Genomic DNA, 17,771 nt, shown 5'->3' with positions numbered 1-17,771 from the left:
GCGCGCGAGGCGGCTCCCAACCGCATGATGATAACGAGGCTCCCCTGATGAACCGTTCACTCCGGATATGTGCTCTGCTCGCCCTGACATCGACCCTCATGATCGCCGGCTGCGGCGACGACGAGAGCGCCGCGCCGAGCAGCGCGGCGAGCACGTCCGGCTCCGGCGGGTCCGGCGGGCAAGGCGGGCACGGTGCGGCCGGCGGATCGGCGGGCAGCGGCGGAGAGGGCGGGCAAGGCGGCTCGGCTGGCGGCGATGCCACTGGCGGCGGCGGAGCGGGCGGGCAAGGCGGCGCGACGAGCAGCGCCTCGGCTGGCGGCGATGCCGCAGGCGGCGGCGGAGCGGACGGGCAAGGCGGCGCGACGAGCAGCGCCTCGACGGGCGGCGGCGATGCCGGCGGCGGCGGCGCCTCGACGAGCAGCGCCTCGACGAGCAGCGCTTCGACGAGCAGCGCTTCGACGGGCGGCGGCGATGCCGGCGGCGGCGGCTCGACGAGCAGCGGCTCGACGAGCAGCGCCTCGACGGGCGGCGGCGACGCCGCAGGCGGTGGCTCGGTGAGCAGCGCCTCGGCGGGCGGCGGCGACGCCGCAGGCGGTGGCTCGGTGAGCAGCGCCTCGACGGGCGGCGGCGGCGCCGCAGGCGGCGGTGGAGCGGGCGGGGCGGCGGAGTGCGGCGACCTGCGGTGTGACGCCGGCGAGACGTGCGATTCGTGCGCCACCGACTGCGGCGTGTGCCCTCCGATCCCGCCGGTCTGCGGTGACGGCGTGTGCGAGCCCGGCAGGGAGAACTGTCAGGCGTGCGCCACCGACTGCGGCGCGTGCCCGCCGGCCGAGTGCAGCCACGACCTCTGCGAGGAAGGCGCGCCCCTGCTCATGGGCTGCGATCCGTGCGTGACCGAGCTGTGCGCGGAGGACCCGGCGTGCTGCATGAGCAACTGGGACACCCACTGCGTCGCCGGCCTCACCGCCGCCTGCGGGCGGGCCTGCGGGTGCGCCCACGACCTCTGCGAGATGGGCGAGCCGCTCGACCCGTCCTGCAACAGCTGCGTCGAGACCGTATGCGGGGAGGATGGAGACAGCTTCTGCTGCACGATCGGGTGGGACGAGAGCTGCATCGCGCTCTCGGAGATACTCTGCGACGCCACGTGCCTGTGAGCTCGGTTCGCCGCCCGAAAGGCGAGCCACGCATGGCGCTGTAGCGACGGCGCTCCGCCGTGAACCCGACCGGCTCGACGGGTGGAACGACATCGTCCCATGCCGCCGGGCCGCGCGCCGGCGCCGCACGATCGGCGTCGGCGCCCCTGGCGAGCCCCCGGTTGCCCTCTCGGACGGCGGCCGGTCGACTCGCGCCCTCGGACGGCCGCCGGCCGGCGCGCTCAGCGCGCCGTCGCCGCCTTCATCTCGCGCACGAAGCTCGCGACGGCGCGCGCGGCGGCCTCGGGATCACCGACGTTCGCCGAGACCCGCTGGACGACCGCGGACCCGCTGACCACGCCGAACGCCCCGGCGGCGAGGGCGTCGCGCACGTGCTCGGGCTTCGAGATGCCGAACCCCAGGATCGCGGGCGGCGCACCGAACCGGCGCAGCGTCTCGAAGAGCGCCCCGTGGCCGAGGCGCAGCTGCTCGTCCGCCCCCGTCACGCCCTTGCGCGTGACGCAGTAGGTGTACGCGTCGCACCGCTCCGCGAGCCGCTGCAGCGTGGCCTCCGAGGCGTTGAGCGGCGCGATCAGCACCGGCGCCACCCCCACGGCGCGCGCCGCCGCCACGTACGGATCCGACTCCTTCACCGGCACGTCGGCGACGAGCACGCTGTCGACCCCGGCCGCGGCCGCCGACGCGTAGAAGCCCGCCAGATCGCGGTGCTTCACGAGGTTCGCGTACGTCAGGATGCCGATCGGCACCTCCGGCGCCTCCGCCCGGAAGCGCGCCAGGAGCTCGATGCAGTCGGACGGCCTCACGCCGGCCTCGAGCGCCCGCACGGCGGCGGCCTGGACCGTCGGGCCGTCCGCGATCGGATCCGAGAACGGGATCCCGACCTCGATCGCGTCTGCGCCGCCCTCCACCGCCGCGCGCAGCAGCCGCGCGCTCGTGGCCAGGTCGGGATCCCCCAGCATCAGGAAGGGGATGAACGCCCCCTCGCCCCGCTGCCGCAGCCGCTCGAATGCGCGATCGTAGCGCGTCGTCACCGTCTCCCGACTCATGTCGACCTCCCGGGATCGAGCAGCCTCTGCGCCTGCTCCATGTCCTTGTCTCCGCGGCCCGACAGGTTCACGACGAGCACCGCCTCGCGCCCTGCCTGCGCCGCCTCCGCCACCATCTTCAGCGCGTGCGCGATCGCGTGCGCCGACTCGAACGCCGGGATGATGCCCTCGCTCCGCGAGAGCCGCTGGAACGCGTCGAGCGCCTCGTCGTCCGTCGCCGCGACGTACGTCGCCCGGCCCGACGTCATGAGGTGCGCGTGCTCCGGCCCGACGCCGGGGTAGTCGAGCCCCGCCGAAACCGAGTGCGTCTCGGCGACCTGCCCCTGCTCGTCCTGGAGGATGTAGGTCTCCGACCCGTGCAGCACCCCCGGGCGGCCCTTGAGGAGCGTCGCCCCGTGCTTGTCGGTCGACAGGCCGTGGCCGGCGGGCTCGACGCCGACGAGCGCCACGTCCTTGTCCGGGATGAACTCGGAGAAGATCCCCATGGCGTTGCTGCCGCCGCCCACGCACGCGACCACCGCGTCGGGCAAGCGCCCCTCGGCCTGCAGGATCTGGGCGCGCGCCTCGCGGCCGATCACCCACTGGAAATCGCGCACGATCGTGGGGAACGGGTGAGGCCCGGCGACCGTCCCGATCAGGTAATGCGTGTCCTCGTAGCTCTCGGTCCAGTAGCGCAGCGCCTCGTTGAGGGCGTCCTTCAGCGTCTGCGAGCCCGAGGTCACGGGCACCACCTCGGCCCCCATGAGGCGCATCCGGAAGACGTTGAGCCGCTGCCGCTCGACGTCCTTCGCGCCCATGTAGATGCGCGTCGGCATGCCGAGCAGGGCCCCGATCATGGCGGTCGCGACGCCGTGCTGGCCGGCCCCGGTCTCGGCGATGAGCCGCCGCTTGCCCATGCGCCGCGCGAGCAGCCCCTGGCCGAGCGCCTGGTTCGTCTTGTGCGCGCCGCCGTGGAGCAGGTCCTCGCGCTTGAGGTACAGCTTCACGCGCGGGTCGCCGGTCAGGTTCCGGCACAGGGTGAGCGGCGTCGGGCGCCCCGCGTAGGTCGTCAGCAGCCCGTCGAACTCCGCCGCGAACGACGGATCGCCGCGCGCCTCCAGGTACGCGCGCTCGAGCTGCTCGAGCGCGGGCACGAGGATCTCCGGGACATAGGCGCCGCCAAAGGCGCCGAAGCGGCCGCTTTGCTGCATGGTGATTGCCTCGATCGTCGGTTGTGCGTTGTGGGTCGTGAGAGGTGCCGTCAGGGGGAGGCGCGGTCCGCCGGGGCCGCGGGGTCAATGTCGTGGCGCGACGGGCCGCGCGCGCTGTCGAACAGGCGCACGAGCAGGTCGGCGCACTTCTCGCCGGGCGCGCGCTCGACGCCCGACGCGACGTCGAGCCCCCACGTCCCCACCCGGCGCGCCGCGGCGATGTTGTCCGGGTTCAGCCCGCCCGCGAGCAGGCTCCGGGCGCGCGCCGGGTGGCCGTCGATCGCGCTCCAGGCGAACGTCCGCCCCGTGCCTCCCCGCGCCTCCGCCGTGCGCGTGTCGAAGACCAGCCGATCGGCGCTGCGCTCGACCTCCGCGCCAGCGCCCGCCTCGCCGGCCGCGCTGGCTGCCTCCCCGGACGGCGCCATCGGGACCGCCTTCCAGACCTCGCACCCCTCGGGGAGCGCGCGCCGCAGCGCCTCGATGAACGCCGCGTCCTCGTCGCCGTGGAGCTGCACGGCGCGCAGCCCGATCGCCCGCGCCGTATCGGCGACGAAATCCACGGATTGATTGAGGAAAACACCGACGAAGGGCAGCCCCGCGGCCGTGGCGACCACGATCTCGGCCTGCTCGCGCGTCACCCGCCGCGGCGAGGTCTCGGCGAAGACGAGGCCGCCGAAGCGGGCCCCGAGCCGCTCCGCCTCGCGCGCGTCCCCGGGCCGGGTCAGGCCGCAGATCTTCACCCTGCCGGTCACCAGCGCGCGCGCGGCGTCGGCGATGTCGGGGCTGCGCATGAGCGACGTGCCGACGAGGAACCCGTCCACCGAGGGCGCGAGCCGCTCCACGTGGGCGCGCGACTCGACGCCCGACTCGGCGATGACGATCCGATCGCGCGGCACGCGCGGGGCGAGCCGCTCCGAGACGGCGAGATCGACCTTGAGCGACTTGAGATCGCGGTTGTTGATGCCGATCACGGGCGCCGGCAGCGCGAGCGCGCGCTCGAGCTCCGCCTCGTCGTGGACCTCGACGAGGCAGTCCATGCCGAGCGCCTCGGCGGCGCCCAGGCACAGGAGCGCGGTCGCGTCGTCCAGCACCGACAGCATGAGCAGGATCGCGTCCGCGCCGTGCGCCCGCGCCTCGATCACCTGGTAGGGCGTCACGACGAAGTCCTTGCAGAGGATCGGGACGTCCACGACCGCGCGCACGGCCTGGAGGATCTCGAAGCTGCCCTGGAAGAAGGGCTCGTCGGTCAGCACGCTCACCGCGTCGGCGACGCCGTAGTACGCCGCGGCGACGGCGTGCGGGTCGAAATCCGGCCGGATGAGGCCCTCGGACGGGGAGGCCTTCTTGCACTCCAGAACGAACCGCGCGCCCGGCGCGGAGAGCGCGCGCCGGAGGCTCCGCGAGGTGGGCGGCGCGCTCGCCCGAAGGCTGGCGAGCGGGGTCCGCCGCTCGCGCTCCGCCACGTCCGCCCGCTTCCGCTCCACGATGCGCGCGAGCACATTGCCCTGCTCAGCCATGTTTCGCCTCCTTCCGCGCTTCCTGGGCCCCGTCCCGGCTCAGCGCCACGAAGCGCGTGAGCCGCTCCGCCGCGCGCCCGGAGCCCAGCACGTCGAGCGCCAGGGCCGTCCCTTCCCGCAGCCCCTCCGCGCGCCCGGCGATCCAGAGCAGCGCGCCGGCGTTGATCGCGACGGCGTCGCGGTGCGCGGGCGCCCCGCGCCCGGCGAGCAGGTCGCGGAGCCACGCCGCGTTCGCCGCCGGGCCGGCGCCCCGGAGCGCGTCGATCGGCGCCGGCGCGACCCCCGCGTCGGCCGGGTCGATCGTGAGCTCCTCGACGACCCCATCGCGGAGCCGGGCCGCGCGCGTCGGGGCGTGCAGGGCGACCTCGTCGAGCCCCCCGCCGTGGACGACGAGCGCGGCCTGGCACCCGAGCATGCCGAGCGTGCGCGCGGCGTGGGTGACGAGCTCCGGATCGTAGATGCCCATCACCTGGATCGGCGGCGCGCTCGGGTTCACGAGGGGGCCGAGCAGGTTCATGATCGTGCGCACCTTGAGGGCGCGGCGCACGGGCATCGCGTGGCGGAGCCCGGCGTGGTACTGCGGCGCGAAGAGGAAGCAGAAGCCGACCTCATCGAGGGCGCGGCGCGAGACCTCGGCCGGCGGATCGAGCCGGGCGCCCAGCGCCTCGAGCGCGTCGGCCGACCCGCACTGGGAGGAGACCGAGCGGTTGCCGTGCTTGGCGACCGGCAGGCCTGCTTCGGCCGCGACGAAGGCGACGGCCGTCGACACGTTGACGGTGGACTGCCCGTCTCCGCCGGTGCCGCAGCAGTCGGCATAGGCATAGGTCGGCCGCGCGAACGGCACCGACGTCCCCCGGAGCGCGCGCGCCGCGCCCGCGATCTCGGCGGGGGTCTCGCCCTTCGCCTTGAGCGCGACGAACAGCGCGGAGAGCTCGATCTCCGTCAGCGCCCCGGCGATCAGGTCGCGGAACAGCGCCTCGGTCTGCTCCGTGGAGAGGTCCACGCCGGCGCAGAGCGCATCGATGACTGCATGCATCATGGTTCTCTCCTCATGTTCACGGCTGTTCTGGCAGACACTGATCCTCGGGACTCGGGTGTCGCGCTGCGGCGCATTGCATAGCGGACAAAAGCGAAAAGGCCCACCGTTGTTCCGGCGGGCCCTCTTTCTTCTTTCCTTCAGGTCGTCCTCCTCGCAGGGAGGCGCTTTACCCGGGATAAGGGCCCGCCGTGGTACAGCACCAGCGCCACCAGCGCAGCCCTGCCACGCACGAACCCACCTCGACGGCCGAGCGCGACGCGCCGCCGAGGACGAAGGCCTCGGAACAGCAGCGAGCGCAGGACGCGGGGAGCGCGCGGGACATGCGGGGAACATAGCTTGCGGGTGCGACGAGCGTCAAGCGGGTTCCGCGCGCGCCTTGAGTCGCCGCCGAGCCGCCGCTTCAGCCGCCATGGCCCGAGCTTCCTCGGATCAGCGAACCTCCGAGGCCTCCGCGCTCTCCACCGCCATCCGCGGCGGCGCCTCCGCTGGAGGACCCTCGTGCCCTCGCAGGCAGCCAGCGCCGGCATCGCGACGGTGAACAGCGGCCCGGAGGCCGGCGCGGGATACCGGCTCTCGCCGGCGCCTCGGTAGAACCTGAAGGATAGAGAGCACGTTGTCGACGATCTCTGCGCTCGGGCCGGCGCCGCATCACGTCCGTCATGTGGCAGACGAGATAAGAGACGTGGAATATTGCTTGGTGTTTGGTGCTTGGTGCTTGGAAGCCCCCCCGCTGGCGGCAGCTTGCGTCGCGCAAGGAACGTCGGTCGTCGGTCGACTGACGGTCGATTGAGAGTCAACCGAGCACGCGTGACGATTCGCCGTTGACACCAGCACATCGTCTGGCATCCCCTTACCCTCCATGAGCACCATGGTACTCGAGGCGGCGTTGGACGGCGCTCAGCTGCGCCCGGTTGGCGTGATCCGGTCCTTGCTCAAAGAGCGCAGCGAGGCGCCCAGGCAAGGCTCGGAGGGAGCGCCGGATGCCTGGCTCGAGGTGTACCCGTGGGCCGCGGAAGGACTGCTTGGCCTCGCCGTCGGCGACGAGATCATCGTCATCACGTGGTTTCACCAGGCGCGTCGCGACGTCCTCCAGGTCCACCCACGGTCCGACGAGCGCAGTCCTCTCACGGGTGTCTTCGCGACGCGATCTCCGGACAGGCCGAACCCTCTCGGCCTCCATCCCGTCCTCGTGCGCGCGATCGACGGGGGCCGCCTGCGGATCGGCCCGATCGAAGCCATCGACGGAACACCGGTCCTCGACATCAAGCCAGCGCTCAAGTGAGGCGTGTGGTATGCAACCACAACCAGCGTCGTTGCTGGGGTCGTGGTCGCAGGTAGGCCACGAGAGAGCACGGAAAGGTTCATGTTGAGGATAGCCATTCTTGGAGGCGGGATCGCCGGGCTGGGCGCGGCGATCTCCCTCGCCGGACGGGGGTTCGACGTGGAGGTTTTCGAGAGGCACGCTGCGCCGACGGACATCGGCGCGGGGATCGTCTGCTGGCCAAACGCCTCGTTCGTGCTCCAGGAGCTCGGGCTCCTGGACTCCGTAGCCGGGCTGGCCGGGCGCCCGACCCGGATGCGGAGGGTCTCGTGGACCGGCGAGGAGCTCGGCGCGCTGGACATCCGGAAGCTGGACGAGCTCATGGGGTCCCCGAGCCTCTCGGTGCTGAGGAGAGAGCTCCAGGCGGCGCTGCTGTCCCGCGTCGACGGGCTGGGTGTCCGCGTGCGGTACGGGCACGCCGCCGATCGCATCGAGCCCTCGGCCGCCGGCCCGGCGAGCGTCCACTTCGCGAACGGAGCGACCGTCGCGGCGGACGTGATCCTCGGAGCGGACGGGCGGATGAGATCGGTCGCGAGGGCGTTCGTGCACGGCGACAATCGCCCGAGATACCAGGGCTTCGTCAACTGGCTTGGCACGTTCGAGAGCGATCGCGCGGTGTTCTCGGAATCGCAGATCGAGGTGATGGACTGCTGGGGTGTCGGCGTGCGCTTCGGCGTCGTGCCCGTATCTCGGTCGAAGGCGTACTGGGCCGGCGCCGCGGCCTGCCCTGAGGCTCGGGGCAAGGAGCCAGCAGATTACCGGGCCGAGCTCCGCGCCCTCTTCCGCGGGTGGCCCAGCCCGATACCGGAATTGATAGAGGAGACGCCCTCCGAGCGCATGAACAAGATCTACGTCCACGATCACGATCCCATCGACACGTGGCATCGAGACAACGTCTTGCTGATCGGCGACGCCGCGCACGCGGCGCTGCCCACGTCGGGCCAAGGCGCCAGTCAGGCCCTCGAAGACGCGTGGCACCTGGCCGAGTGCCTGAGCAGCGCGGCCTCCCTCGAGGAGGCGTTCACCGCCTTCACGAAGCGCCGCCACGCCAAGAACGCCGCGATCAACGCGGGCGCCCGCGACCTCGCGCGCTCGCTGTTCGCGACCGACCCTGCGCTCTGCGAGGCGAGGGATCGCAGGAGCAAGGCGACCGACTACGAGGCCATGGTCCAGGGCATGGCGAGGGGCTGGTCCAGCGGACTGCCGATGAGCGGGCGTCCGGGCGCCCCGTCGGCTCGGCCTCAGGCCTGACGAGCCCGGGGGGCGCCGTCGAGGGCGCTCCCGCGCGGCCGCGCGCTCCCCCGTCCCGTCGAGGTGCGGCTCTACTCCTCGTCCGGGGATGGCGAACCACCACCCCCTGGCCAGCGACCGCCGGACCGCCGGTTGCGGGGGCGGAACACGATCCCGGCGAGCGATGCCGGGGCCCCGCCGTGCTTCTGCGAGGGCATCGACTTCGGGACGAGCTCGCCGCCGATGATCTCGTGGAAGCGCTGCGCCTCGGGGAGGGCCAGCAGATCCGCGATCGTGGCGAGCTTGCGCGCGGGGCGCGACACGGCTTCACCATCGTGGCGTACCTGCCCGGAGCCCGCCAGCGGGCACCTGCTGCCAGGCGCCGCGCGGGTCCCTGGCGCACCCGAGCAGACATCTTGCCGGCCTCGCGTGGCGCCCCCTCGACTCCGAGCGCATCGCTTCCGAGTTGCCGGCAGCACAGACGAGGCGGCAACGGCAGCGTCGATCTGAGGAGAGATAGCCACGCTCGACGGGCTCGGGCTGCTCACAGGTTGTCTCGGAGCGGTTCGCCGTGGAAAGGGTGAGCTTCCCAGCGGCTGTGCCGCGCCGAACGACACGATCGCGCTGCCGCTCATCGGCTGCTCCCGCTGGACGCGGGCGGCGATCCGCCATGGCGCCGCCACCCCCCGGAGCTCAAGAGACACGCGAGGATGCCGTCACTTTTTGCCCTCCACCCTCTGGCACGCTCCCTGCGAGCGACGCGTTGCATGGGAGACGCCGACATCGCATTACGCCATATCGCCCGGAGGCGACCCGAAGACCTTGCGCGCGCCTTCACCCCGGAAGGCCATTCCGTCGAGGTCCTTGGCTGGATCGATACCCAGGTCACCAAGCTCGAGCGTCGCCTGGACAAGGCGCTGCGCCTTCGCATCGACGGCACGCTGCGCGTGCTACACGTCGAGTTCTGCTTCGCGCTGCGCGACGAGGTTCCGGCTCAGGTCTTCGAGTACCTCGGCTTCCTCTTTGCCGCGCTGCGCATAGAAGCGCCCCGCGAACCGGTGCCGCCCATCGAGAGCGTCGCCGTGGTCCTCTCGGGCCGCAAGCAGCGCTTGCCTGTGACCGGCGTGCTCCGAACGGCCTGGCCGGAGCGGCGGTTCAGCGGTACGCACTTCCGCATCGACGCGGTCTATCAACGCACGGTCGCCGAGCTCCGAGCGCGCGGTAGCGTGCTCTGGCTGGCGTTCGCGCCGCTCGCCAGGGACGCGACCGCGAAGGCAATGCGGGAGGTCATCGCCCAGATTCACGCGCGGACGGTGACCGGTGAGGAGCGGGCGGAGCTGTACACGGCGTTCCTGGTACTGGCGACCGTCGACCCCTGGGGGCACAATCTGCAAAAGGAGCTCGTCACGATGGTGGAGGACATGGAGGAAGGGCTGCTTCGGCGCACGCCGATCATCGGCGAGATGATCATCGAGGCCGAGCAGAAGGCGGAGCAGAGGGGACAGTTGAAGGGCCGTGAGGAGGCGATCGCCGAGTTGCTCGGCCGCCTCTTCGCGCGGCGGGTCGGGCGGCGACCCACCACGGAGGAGGAGCGCTCGATCCTCGATCGGGCGCGCGCGCTCGGTCCGGGCGAGGTCGAGGACACGCTGCTCGAGCTCGAGGGCGACGCACTGGTCCGCTGGCTCGCCGAGCCAGCGCGCCGGTCGTGAGCCCCACGCAGAACGGCCCGCCATATCAGCATCAGCCCATGGAGGCTGCATCCATCGAAGCTCGGCTGCGGCCGCTCGGCGTACTCCCCGGGGCGCTCAGCCCGGAGTGCCGACCGACGGCCTCTTCCTTACTCTTCTAGCTCCGGTCGGACGCCAGGGCCACGCGGCAACGCCAAAGGCGACCGACGGCCCTGCGGAGGACGGACGCCGCGGCAAACACGGTGAACGCGGGCTCTCCGCCGGTGCCGCGCGACAAGGCAGCCATGACGAGGAGCATCCCAAAGAAGCCCGCGAGCAGGCCGAGGAGGTGGCCCTTGCCCGCGTGCGCTCGCCGGAGATGGACGACCGGGCGTGGATCGCCCGCCTCGAGCTCCGTCATCTCGGCGACTTCCTCGCCTGGGTCGTCCAAGACGTAACCGCACTTTGTGGCAGTTCCAGCCCCGACACCAGCGACGGAGCAAGACACGCGTTGGCGCCACCGGGCCCTAGACTTCAGCGAGCTCTGGTCCGGGGAGATCGAAGGCCGCATCGCTCCGGGCCGCGTCCAGCGGCAGAGCTGCTCAGCAGGACGGATGTCGCTTCCGTGGCCTTGACCCGCGGCGAGCAAGCGACCATGGGCCCACCAGCTCCGGGCAGCATGGCGCCAGCGCGGCCCGGCAGAAGGCCTTGCTCTCCGAATCGAAGGCCAATGACCGCTTCATCGACCACATCAACAACGCCACAAACGTCCCCACAAGGAGACTCTCACGCAACATCGAAATCAAACTCTTGCAAGGCACCCGGCACTTTGGCCTGATCGAGAGGCCGCTCGTGCTGGATCAAGTGAACAAATGGACAAAATGGCCAAAGTGACACCAACACCGGCCTCACCGCTGGAGCACCCGAACGCTGCCACAGAACACGAACGACGCTCTTCGAATTGATCAACCATGCGCTCAACGGCGACCGCCGATCAATCGAAGCGCTCACGCGACATGCCCACCCGCGCATAGCCGGCCAGGTCGCACGCTATCCGCTCGACGATGAAGATCGAATCGACCTCGTCCAAACAGTACTGCTGCAGATCCCCCTCAAGATTCGCTCGCTCCGCGGCCAGCTCAGCTTCGACGGCTGGCTGTTCAGGCTGACCGCAACCGCTGCGCTCCCTCTCCTGCGGTCTCGACGACGCGAGCGCGCGCGCTTCGTCGCATACAGCGACATCGAGGAAGTCGCCTCGCTTCCATCGGTGACCATGGCCAGCCTGGAGAACGTCGTGCTGGCCGAGCGGCGCAACGCACGCCTCCGGCATGCGCTCCGCGACGCGCCGGCGGACTACCGAGAGGTGTTGCTCGCCAGGTACGACGAGGGCCGTAGTCTGAATGAGATCGCGCGTACGCTCGCGCTGAACAAGCGCGAGGTGCAGTCTCGGCTGCGAGGCGCGCGGGCGCACCTGCGCTCGATCCTCGGGGATGATCGCTAGCTCGACGTGCTGCACGGGATCATGCGCCTCACGAACGCAGCGTTCACGCTGCGCCGCCGGCAGTCTCCAGCGCGCGCGGCCGGTCGGATACCTCCAGCGCGACGCCTTCCGCGCCGCCCGGCCTACACGAAAGGCGCCCTCGCGGCCCGGTCCCCGCGCCCTGCCGCCGCCTCCGGCTCGTCCGCTCCCGCAGGATACTTTGCGGCCCGGTACACCGATGGTAGGCCCCGTTCTCCAGGGCGCACGACCTCGCAGCCAGGCGCGACCGGCCCTCGCGAGGCGCCCGCGCGGCCCTCCCCCCTGCGTGCCCATGATCACCGCCGAACCAGGTCCCCCGCCGCCGCCGAGCGCCGCCGGCTCTCATGACAGCGTCCCGCCGCGATCGCAGAGCGGTCCGCCCGCCCGGCAGAGCGCGCCGCCGGGGCGGTCCCTCCCCCCGCCGGGGCGGTCGGCCCCTCCGCCGCCGCGCCGCAGCGCCTGGACCACCCGCCTCGGCGAGGCCTGCGTGCTCGGCCTCGGCGTCGCCTCGCTCTCCGCCGTGCCGACCGCGCTGCGCACCGCCCGCGCCGGCGCCTCCTTCCTCGACGGGCTCCTCGTCGGCACCGCCGTCCTGCTCCCGCTCGTCACGCTCGCGCTCATCCTCTCGCGCGCCGCCGGCCGCGGCTTCCGCGGCATCGTCGGCACGGGCGGCGAGCGGCTCGCCGTCCTCCGCGTCGCGCTCTGGATCGGCGTCGCCTTCCCGGTGCTCGCCGCGCTCGCCGCCCTCCTCAAGGCGACGACCCACCACCGAGGCCTCGCCGGCGCGACCTTCGGCGTCCTCGGCCTCGCCGGCGTCGCGGCGGCGGCGCTCGTCACCCAGCGCCTCGTCGCGCTCGGCGATCGCCTCGCCGCCCGCGGCGTGAAGCCGTGGCTCCTCGCCGTCGCCGGCACGGCCATCGGCGTCGTGCCCCTCGTCGCCGCCCTCGCGCCGCTCGCCGCCCACGCGGGCAACACGAGCGGCGACGCCGGGGCCGCCGTGCGCGCCGCCATCGTCGACGGCGCCATCGCGCTCGTGGCGACCGCGCTCGTCTCGAGCGTCGACCTCAGCGCGGCCGTCGGCCGCCTCGCCGGCATCGCGGGCGTCCCGCTCGCCGCCCTGGTCCTCATGACCGCGACCGCCCGGATCGAGTCGTTCCCCCCGCTCGGCCAGGCCGTGCGCGCCGGCGGCGGCCTCGCGGCCACCCTCTTCAGCGCGCTCGAGCAGTGGACCGACCGCGACGGCGACGGGATGGGCTCGCACTTCGGCGGCCTCGACTGCGACGAGGGCGACCCCACCCGGTATCACGGCGCGCGGGAAACGCCGGGCGACGGCATCGATCAGGACTGCAGCGACGGAGCCCACGAGGGCGCCGCCCCCTTGCCCGCCAGGGCCGTCGCTGGCTCGCCTGCCGGCGCCCTCACGACCGCGGCTGCCGGCGCCAAGCCTGCCGCCGCATCCAGCGCCGCGTCGACCGCTCCCGCCGGCGCCCCGCCGGCCGCTCCCGCCGGCGCCACGGCGGCCGCGCACGTGCGCGCCGCGTCGGCGCCTGCCGCGCGCGACGAGGGCGGCGCGGTCATCCCGGCCGTCCTGACGAAGTCCATCTCCCCCGCCGGGGCCACGCCTGCCTCCCCCGCGCCCGCCGCCGCGCCGATGCGCCCCGACGTCCTCCTCATCACGCTCGACACGGTCCGCGCCGACCACACGTCGGCCTACGGCTACGGCCGCGACACCAGCCCGCGGCTCGCCGAGCTCGCGGCCCGCGGCGTGCTGTTCGAGCGCGCCTACGCCGCCTCGAGCGAGACGCAGCGGGCCATCTCGCCGCTCGTCACCGGCCGCCGCCTCAACCGGGCGGCGCGCGACCGCCGCGAGTGGCCGACGCTGCTGCCCGAGAACGACACCCTCGCGGAGCGCATGAAGCGCGCCGGCTACCTCACCGCCGCGGTCAGCTCGTTCACGTGGATCAGCCAGGAGCGCGGCTTCGATCAAGGGTTCGACCGCTTCGAGACCGTCTACGGCGACGCCCACCCGGAGCGCGAGGCGACAGGCCACCTCGCGGTCGAGAAGGCCATCGAGCTCCTCGAGGGGTATGCCCAGCGCACCCAGCCGATCTTCCTCTGGCTCCACCTCTTCGACGCTCACGAGCGCTACGTCGCCCACCCCGGCATCCGCTTCGGCTCCGGCAGGACCGCCGCCTACGACGGCGAGATCGCCTACGTCGACCGGCAGCTCGGCGCCCTGCTCGACGCCGTGGCGAGGGGCCCCCGCGCCGGCCGCACGGCGGTCATCGTCCACGGCTCGCAGGGAGAGGGGCTCGGCGAGCACGGCCCCGTCGGGCACGGCGTCGAGCTCTACGAGGAGGCGATCCGCGTCCCCCTCGTCATCGCCCTCCCCGGCGCCGCGCCAGGCCGTTATCCGCATCCCGTGAGCACGGTCGACCTCGCGCCCACCGTCCTCGACATCGGCGGCGCGGAGGCCACGGCCGTCGAAGGCGCCTCCCTGACCGCCATCGCCACGGGCACCGAGCGCGCGCCCCGGGGACCGGTGTTCGCTCGCACGGCCCGCCGCGCCGCGGTCGTCGACGGGCAGCTCAAGCTCCTCGTGATCGAACGAAAGAAGCGGGACCGGCTGCTCCTGTTCGATCTCGGGAGCGATCCCCGCGAGACCCGCGACCTGTCCGGCGAGCGGCGCTTCGAGGCCGACCTCGGGCGGCTCCGCGAAAAGTTGTCTGCCTTCGAGTCTCCCTCGCAGTAGAGTTTACTGCGAGGGATCATGCACAGGTTCGCCCCTTCGACGCGGAAGCCCGCGCCCCCGCGCGCGAGGGCGCTGCGCGCCGCCGTCGCCGTCGGCTTCGCGGTGGCCCTCGCGTCGCTCGCGCTGCTCGTGGTGCGGCTCGCGGATGCGCCGTCCGTGCCGCTGACGCTCGGCGCGGGCGCCATCACGGGCTCGCTGCCGCGGCGCCTCCGCTTCGAGTGGCGCCTCGTGCGCGATCGCCACTGGCAGATCGCCTCGTCGCCTGCCGAGTCGCGCGAGGCAACCGACCAGATCGAGGGCACCCGCGGCGCCTGCCCGACAGGCATGGTCGAGGTCTCCGGCCTCATGAAGCTCGACCCGGCGCCGAAGACCCAGGGCGACCTGCGCTCCATCGACGAGATGCAGCGGACCACCTGCAAGCACTGGATCAGCAGGGACTACCCCGAGCGGTGCGCGGAGTTCGATCGCGAGAAGTGGCTCTCGATGTCGAAGGACCTCGACACGAAGCCGATGCACTTCTGCATGGATCGCTACGAGTACCCCAACCAGAAGGGCGTCTATCCTTTCATCCTCGTCTCGTTCTACGAGGCGAACGAGCTCTGCGCCGAGGAGGGCAAGCGCCTCTGCGACGAGGCCGAGTGGACCTTCGCCTGCGAGGGCGAGGAGGCGCGCCCCTACCCCTACGGTTACATCCGCGAGCCTGAGGCGTGCGTCGTCGATCAGGCATGGCGCCCGTACATCGAGACCGCGCTGCGCCCGCGGGGCGGCCCCGCGGCCATGGCCGAGATGGACCGGCTCTGGCAGGGCATGGCGTCGGGCGTCCAGCCCCGCTGCCGGAGCCCCTTCGGCGTCTACGACATGACCGGCAACATCGATGAGTGGACCCGTTCGGTCCGCGAGGGCGAGCGCCCCTCCATCCTGAAGGGCGGCTACTGGGGCCCTGTCCGCACGCGCTGCCGCCCCTCGACCCGCTCGCACGACGAGAACCACATGTTCTACCAGCAGGGCTTCCGCTGCTGCGCGGACCACGGCGCCACGATCGGCGTCCCCGCGGAGCGCGCCGTCACCGGCGACCCTGCCGCCGCCCCGCTGCCGCGCGAGCTCCGCTGACGCGCTCGCCGCCGCGCACACGAGCGCGCGGCCGCTCGCGCTCGCCGCGCAGTCGACCGCGCTCGCCGCAGCGCGTATCCTCTGCGCTGATGGACCACCCCCCCGCCGGACAGGGTGCCTCGCCTGGCCCCCGCGACGTGCGCGCCGAGCACGCCGGCACACGCCTCGCTGCCCGGGCGGAGCCGCCGGGCGCCGCGCCGGCCCCGCCGCGCGCGCGCCAGCTCGATCGGCTGACCGGGCTCGTGCTCCTCGCTGCCGCCGCCGTCGTGCTGCTCCCGATGGCGCCTGTCGTGTTTCGGGCGGTCGCCGGCGATCGCTCGCCGGTGCAGAGCGCTGGCCGGTTCGCGCACGTCCTCGACGGGCGTCCCTCGGCGGATCGGGGCGCGCAGATCCACCCTCGCTTCCCGTTCGACGAGGATCCAGGCTCCGACGAGCGGCCATCACCTCACGACGACGGCCCTGCCCTCGAGGACGAGGAGGACCCGGGCGCGCCTGGGCGCCTCCAGGCGGGCATCGCCTCGCGCGGCATCACGCTGCTCGACGAGCCGCGGGCGGACGGCACCCGGGTCGGCTCCATCGCCGCCGGCGAGATCGTGATGATCGTGCGCGAGGCGGGCGCGTGGGCCCTCGTCATGAAGAACGGCGGGGGCGACCTGCTCATGGGCTGGGCCCGCCGGAGCGAGATCGCCATCCGATGAGCGCGCGCTCGCCGGAGTCGCCGCGCGCCTACCGCGGTCGCCTGCTCACCCCGATCCCCGCGTCGCCGGACGGCGCTCAGGTCCGGACCATCGACGACGCGCTGCTCGTGGTCGGCAGCGACGGTCGGATCGCCCAGGCAGCGCCGTTCGCCCCGGGCGCGTTCCGCGGGCCGGTGCTCGACCTGCGGCCTGCGGTGTTGATGCCTGGCTTCATCGACGCGCACGTCCATTTCCCGCAGACGCGCGTCATCGGCAGCGCCAGCGGCCCGCTGCTCGACTGGCTGGAGCGGTCGGTCTTCCCCGAGGAGGCCCGCTTCCGCGACGAGGCCTATGCCACGCTCGTCGCCGGCGAGTTCACGGGTCGGCTGCTCGCGTCGGGCACGACCACCTGCGTCGTCTTCTCCAGCTCGTGCGCCGGCGCGACCGACCGGCTGTTCCGCGCCCTCTTGGCCGCCGGCTTGCGCGGCATCGCCGGCCTCACGCTCATGGACCAGAGCTGCCCGGAGGCGCTCCGCGTCCCTCGCGACGAGGCCATCCCCGCCGCCCGGGATCTCGTGCAGCGCTGGCACGGCGAGGGCGGCGGCCTCCTCGAGTTCGCGATCACCCCCCGCTTTGCCCCGAGCTGCTCCCGTCCCTTGATGGAGGCGGCCGCGCGGCTCGCCCGCGATCACGGCCTCCTCGTGCAGACGCACGTCGCCGAGAACCCGGCCGAGGGCGAGGCCACGTTGCGCGCGCACCCCTGGGCGCGCGACTACGTCGACGTCTACGACCGCGTCGGCCTGCTCACCGGGCGCGCCCTGCTCGCGCATGCCATTCACCTCTCGCCGCGCGAGTGGGACCGCCTCGCGGAGACGGGCTCGTCGGTCGTCCACTGCCCCGACTCGAACTTCTTCCTGGGCAGCGGCCGCATGCGCCTCTCCGACCCGCGCGCGCGCGGGGTCCCTGTCGGGCTGGGCAGCGACGTCGGCGCCGGCCGCAGCTTCGACATGCGCCGCAGCATGTCGAGCGCCTTCGACAACGCCCTCTGCCTCGGCGACCGCCCGACCCCCGCCGATCTCTTCGTCCTGGCCACGCAGGGCACCGCCGACGCCGTCGGCCTGGGCCGCGTCGTCGGCAGCCTCGACGTCGGCAAGGAGGCGGACTTCATCGCCGTCCGTTTCCCCGAGCACGTGATCGGCGAGGCCGAGACGCTGAACCACCTCGTCTTCGCGTCCGACGCGACCGTCCAGCGCGCCTTCGTGCGCGGCCAGCCTGTCTACCCCTGACCGGTCCCCCTCTCCTCCTCGGCGGCCTCATAGACCTCGAGCTCCCAGACGAGGATCTCGAAATCCCGCCGCAGGATGTACCGTGCGCCGTCGTCCCCGCGCACCTTGAAGTAGAGGTGATCGCCCCCGGGCCACCGGTCGAGGATCTCCGTCACCCGCACGCGGCGCTCCCCCAGGGTGACCGTCTCGGGCTCTTCGCTCCCGCCGTGGCCGGCACGGCACGCCACATCGACCCGCATCTGCCTTTCGCGCAGGGTAGCAGG

16 protein-coding genes are annotated in these 17,771 nt (G+C 72.9%); 9 read left to right on the top strand and 7 right to left on the bottom strand.

What is annotated here, in order from left to right:
• Positions 1–47 precede the first annotated feature (47 nt).
• A complete protein-coding gene (locus POL72_RS33100) occupies positions 48–1,154 on the top strand; it encodes a hypothetical protein (protein WP_272100698.1) in 1,107 nt (368 codons plus the stop codon).
• 221 nt (positions 1,155–1,375) lie between these two features.
• Here the strand turns inward: POL72_RS33100 and trpA are convergent, their stop codons facing one another.
• Genes trpA through trpD form a run of 4 tightly spaced genes read right to left on the bottom strand, consistent with a single transcriptional unit; the run spans position 1,376 to position 5,946 of the window.
• Positions 1,376–2,200 carry a tryptophan synthase subunit alpha gene (gene trpA / locus POL72_RS33095; RefSeq protein ID WP_272100696.1) on the bottom strand — a complete coding sequence of 275 codons (825 nt, stop codon included), beginning with the start codon at positions 2,198–2,200 and terminating at the stop codon, positions 1,376–1,378.
• The gene (gene trpB, locus POL72_RS33090) at positions 2,197–3,390 is read right to left on the bottom strand and encodes a tryptophan synthase subunit beta (protein ID WP_272100695.1); all 1,194 of its coding nucleotides are present in this window, start codon (positions 3,388–3,390) and stop codon (positions 2,197–2,199) included. The genes trpA and trpB overlap by 4 nt, the downstream gene beginning before the upstream one ends.
• 50 nt (positions 3,391–3,440) lie before the next feature.
• Positions 3,441–4,907: a bifunctional indole-3-glycerol-phosphate synthase TrpC/phosphoribosylanthranilate isomerase TrpF gene (gene trpCF / locus POL72_RS33085; RefSeq protein ID WP_272100693.1), complete on the bottom strand. Its 1,467-nt coding sequence runs from the start codon at positions 4,905–4,907 to the stop codon at positions 3,441–3,443.
• Entirely contained in the window at positions 4,900–5,946 is a 1,047-nt protein-coding gene (gene trpD / locus POL72_RS33080) for an anthranilate phosphoribosyltransferase (protein WP_272100691.1), read from the bottom strand. Before trpD ends, trpCF begins: the two co-directional genes overlap by 8 nt.
• A gap of 859 nt (positions 5,947–6,805) precedes the next feature.
• Between trpD and tsaA the strand changes: the two genes are divergently transcribed.
• Positions 6,806–7,228 (top strand): tRNA (N6-threonylcarbamoyladenosine(37)-N6)-methyltransferase TrmO, encoded by a 423-nt coding sequence (gene tsaA / locus POL72_RS33075; protein ID WP_272100689.1) that lies wholly within the window; start codon positions 6,806–6,808, stop codon positions 7,226–7,228.
• Positions 7,229–7,309: 81 nt separating this feature from the next.
• Positions 7,310–8,518: an FAD-dependent monooxygenase gene (locus tag POL72_RS33070; protein ID WP_272100687.1), complete on the top strand. Its 1,209-nt coding sequence runs from the start codon at positions 7,310–7,312 to the stop codon at positions 8,516–8,518.
• Positions 8,519–8,589: 71 nt separating this feature from the next.
• On the opposite strand, the gene POL72_RS33065 is transcribed toward POL72_RS33070, so the two are convergent.
• A complete protein-coding gene (locus tag POL72_RS33065) occupies positions 8,590–8,820 on the bottom strand; it encodes a hypothetical protein (protein WP_272100686.1) in 231 nt (76 codons plus the stop codon).
• 444 nt (positions 8,821–9,264) lie between these two features.
• On the opposite strand from POL72_RS33065, the gene POL72_RS33060 reads away from it, so the two are divergent.
• Positions 9,265–10,206: an RpnC/YadD family protein gene (locus tag POL72_RS33060; RefSeq protein WP_272100666.1), complete on the top strand. Its 942-nt coding sequence runs from the start codon at positions 9,265–9,267 to the stop codon at positions 10,204–10,206.
• A 136-nt stretch (positions 10,207–10,342) separates the two neighbouring features.
• Here POL72_RS33060 and POL72_RS33055 read toward each other — a convergent pair whose 3' ends face one another.
• Positions 10,343–10,585, bottom strand: coding sequence for a hypothetical protein (locus POL72_RS33055; protein WP_272100664.1), 243 nt, complete (start codon positions 10,583–10,585; stop codon positions 10,343–10,345).
• A gap of 540 nt (positions 10,586–11,125) precedes the next feature.
• Here POL72_RS33055 and POL72_RS33050 point away from each other — a divergent pair.
• The 5 genes from POL72_RS33050 (at position 11,126) to POL72_RS33030 (ending at position 17,508) form a co-directional block, all read left to right on the top strand.
• The gene (locus POL72_RS33050; protein ID WP_272100662.1) at positions 11,126–11,665 is read left to right on the top strand and encodes an RNA polymerase sigma factor; all 540 of its coding nucleotides are present in this window, start codon (positions 11,126–11,128) and stop codon (positions 11,663–11,665) included.
• A gap of 310 nt (positions 11,666–11,975) precedes the next feature.
• Positions 11,976–14,435, top strand: coding sequence for a sulfatase-like hydrolase/transferase (locus POL72_RS33045; RefSeq protein WP_272100660.1), 2,460 nt, complete (start codon positions 11,976–11,978; stop codon positions 14,433–14,435).
• Positions 14,436–14,453: 18 nt separating this feature from the next.
• Positions 14,454–15,545 (top strand): formylglycine-generating enzyme family protein, encoded by a 1,092-nt coding sequence (locus tag POL72_RS33040; RefSeq protein WP_272100658.1) that lies wholly within the window; start codon positions 14,454–14,456, stop codon positions 15,543–15,545.
• Between the two features lie 89 nt (positions 15,546–15,634).
• Complete coding sequence (locus POL72_RS33035; protein WP_272100656.1) at positions 15,635–16,243, top strand: SH3 domain-containing protein; 609 nt, start codon at positions 15,635–15,637, stop codon at positions 16,241–16,243.
• Positions 16,240–17,508 (top strand): guanine deaminase, encoded by a 1,269-nt coding sequence (locus POL72_RS33030; protein ID WP_272100655.1) that lies wholly within the window; start codon positions 16,240–16,242, stop codon positions 17,506–17,508. Before POL72_RS33035 ends, POL72_RS33030 begins: the two co-directional genes overlap by 4 nt.
• Here POL72_RS33030 and POL72_RS33025 read toward each other — a convergent pair.
• A complete protein-coding gene (locus POL72_RS33025; protein WP_272100653.1) occupies positions 17,499–17,747 on the bottom strand; it encodes a hypothetical protein in 249 nt (82 codons plus the stop codon). The genes POL72_RS33030 and POL72_RS33025 overlap by 10 nt on opposite strands.
• Between the last annotated feature and the right edge of the window lie 24 nt (positions 17,748–17,771).

Origin of the sequence: Sorangium aterium, from assembly GCF_028368935.1 — a bacterium.
Classification (GTDB): Bacteria; Myxococcota_A; Polyangia; order Polyangiales; family Polyangiaceae; genus Sorangium; species Sorangium atrum.
The sequence above is the reverse complement of the archived record's forward strand: the minus strand, read 5'-3'. Positions and strand labels throughout refer to the sequence as shown.

What these genes read in the sequence shown, in the direction of transcription:
- POL72_RS33025 (WP_272100653.1), bottom strand. Translation starts at nt 17,747, where the DNA reads ATGCGGGTCGATGTGGCGTGCCGTGCCGGCCACGGCGGGAGCGAAGAG.
- trpB (WP_272100695.1), bottom strand. Translation starts at nt 3,390, where the DNA reads ATGCAGCAAAGCGGCCGCTTCGGCGCCTTTGGCGGCGCCTATGTCCCG.
- POL72_RS33100 (WP_272100698.1), top strand. Translation starts at nt 48, where the DNA reads ATGAACCGTTCACTCCGGATATGTGCTCTGCTCGCCCTGACATCGACC.
- trpCF (WP_272100693.1), bottom strand. Translation starts at nt 4,907, where the DNA reads ATGGCTGAGCAGGGCAATGTGCTCGCGCGCATCGTGGAGCGGAAGCGG.
- POL72_RS33070 (WP_272100687.1), top strand. Translation starts at nt 7,310, where the DNA reads ATGTTGAGGATAGCCATTCTTGGAGGCGGGATCGCCGGGCTGGGCGCG.
- trpD (WP_272100691.1), bottom strand. Translation starts at nt 5,946, where the DNA reads ATGATGCATGCAGTCATCGATGCGCTCTGCGCCGGCGTGGACCTCTCC.
- POL72_RS33040 (WP_272100658.1), top strand. Translation starts at nt 14,454, where the DNA reads ATGCACAGGTTCGCCCCTTCGACGCGGAAGCCCGCGCCCCCGCGCGCG.
- POL72_RS33055 (WP_272100664.1), bottom strand. Translation starts at nt 10,585, where the DNA reads ATGACGGAGCTCGAGGCGGGCGATCCACGCCCGGTCGTCCATCTCCGG.
- trpA (WP_272100696.1), bottom strand. Translation starts at nt 2,200, where the DNA reads ATGAGTCGGGAGACGGTGACGACGCGCTACGATCGCGCATTCGAGCGG.
- POL72_RS33035 (WP_272100656.1), top strand. Translation starts at nt 15,635, where the DNA reads ATGGACCACCCCCCCGCCGGACAGGGTGCCTCGCCTGGCCCCCGCGAC.
- tsaA (WP_272100689.1), top strand. Translation starts at nt 6,806, where the DNA reads ATGAGCACCATGGTACTCGAGGCGGCGTTGGACGGCGCTCAGCTGCGC.
- POL72_RS33060 (WP_272100666.1), top strand. Translation starts at nt 9,265, where the DNA reads ATGGGAGACGCCGACATCGCATTACGCCATATCGCCCGGAGGCGACCC.
- POL72_RS33030 (WP_272100655.1), top strand. Translation starts at nt 16,240, where the DNA reads ATGAGCGCGCGCTCGCCGGAGTCGCCGCGCGCCTACCGCGGTCGCCTG.
- POL72_RS33045 (WP_272100660.1), top strand. Translation starts at nt 11,976, where the DNA reads ATGATCACCGCCGAACCAGGTCCCCCGCCGCCGCCGAGCGCCGCCGGC.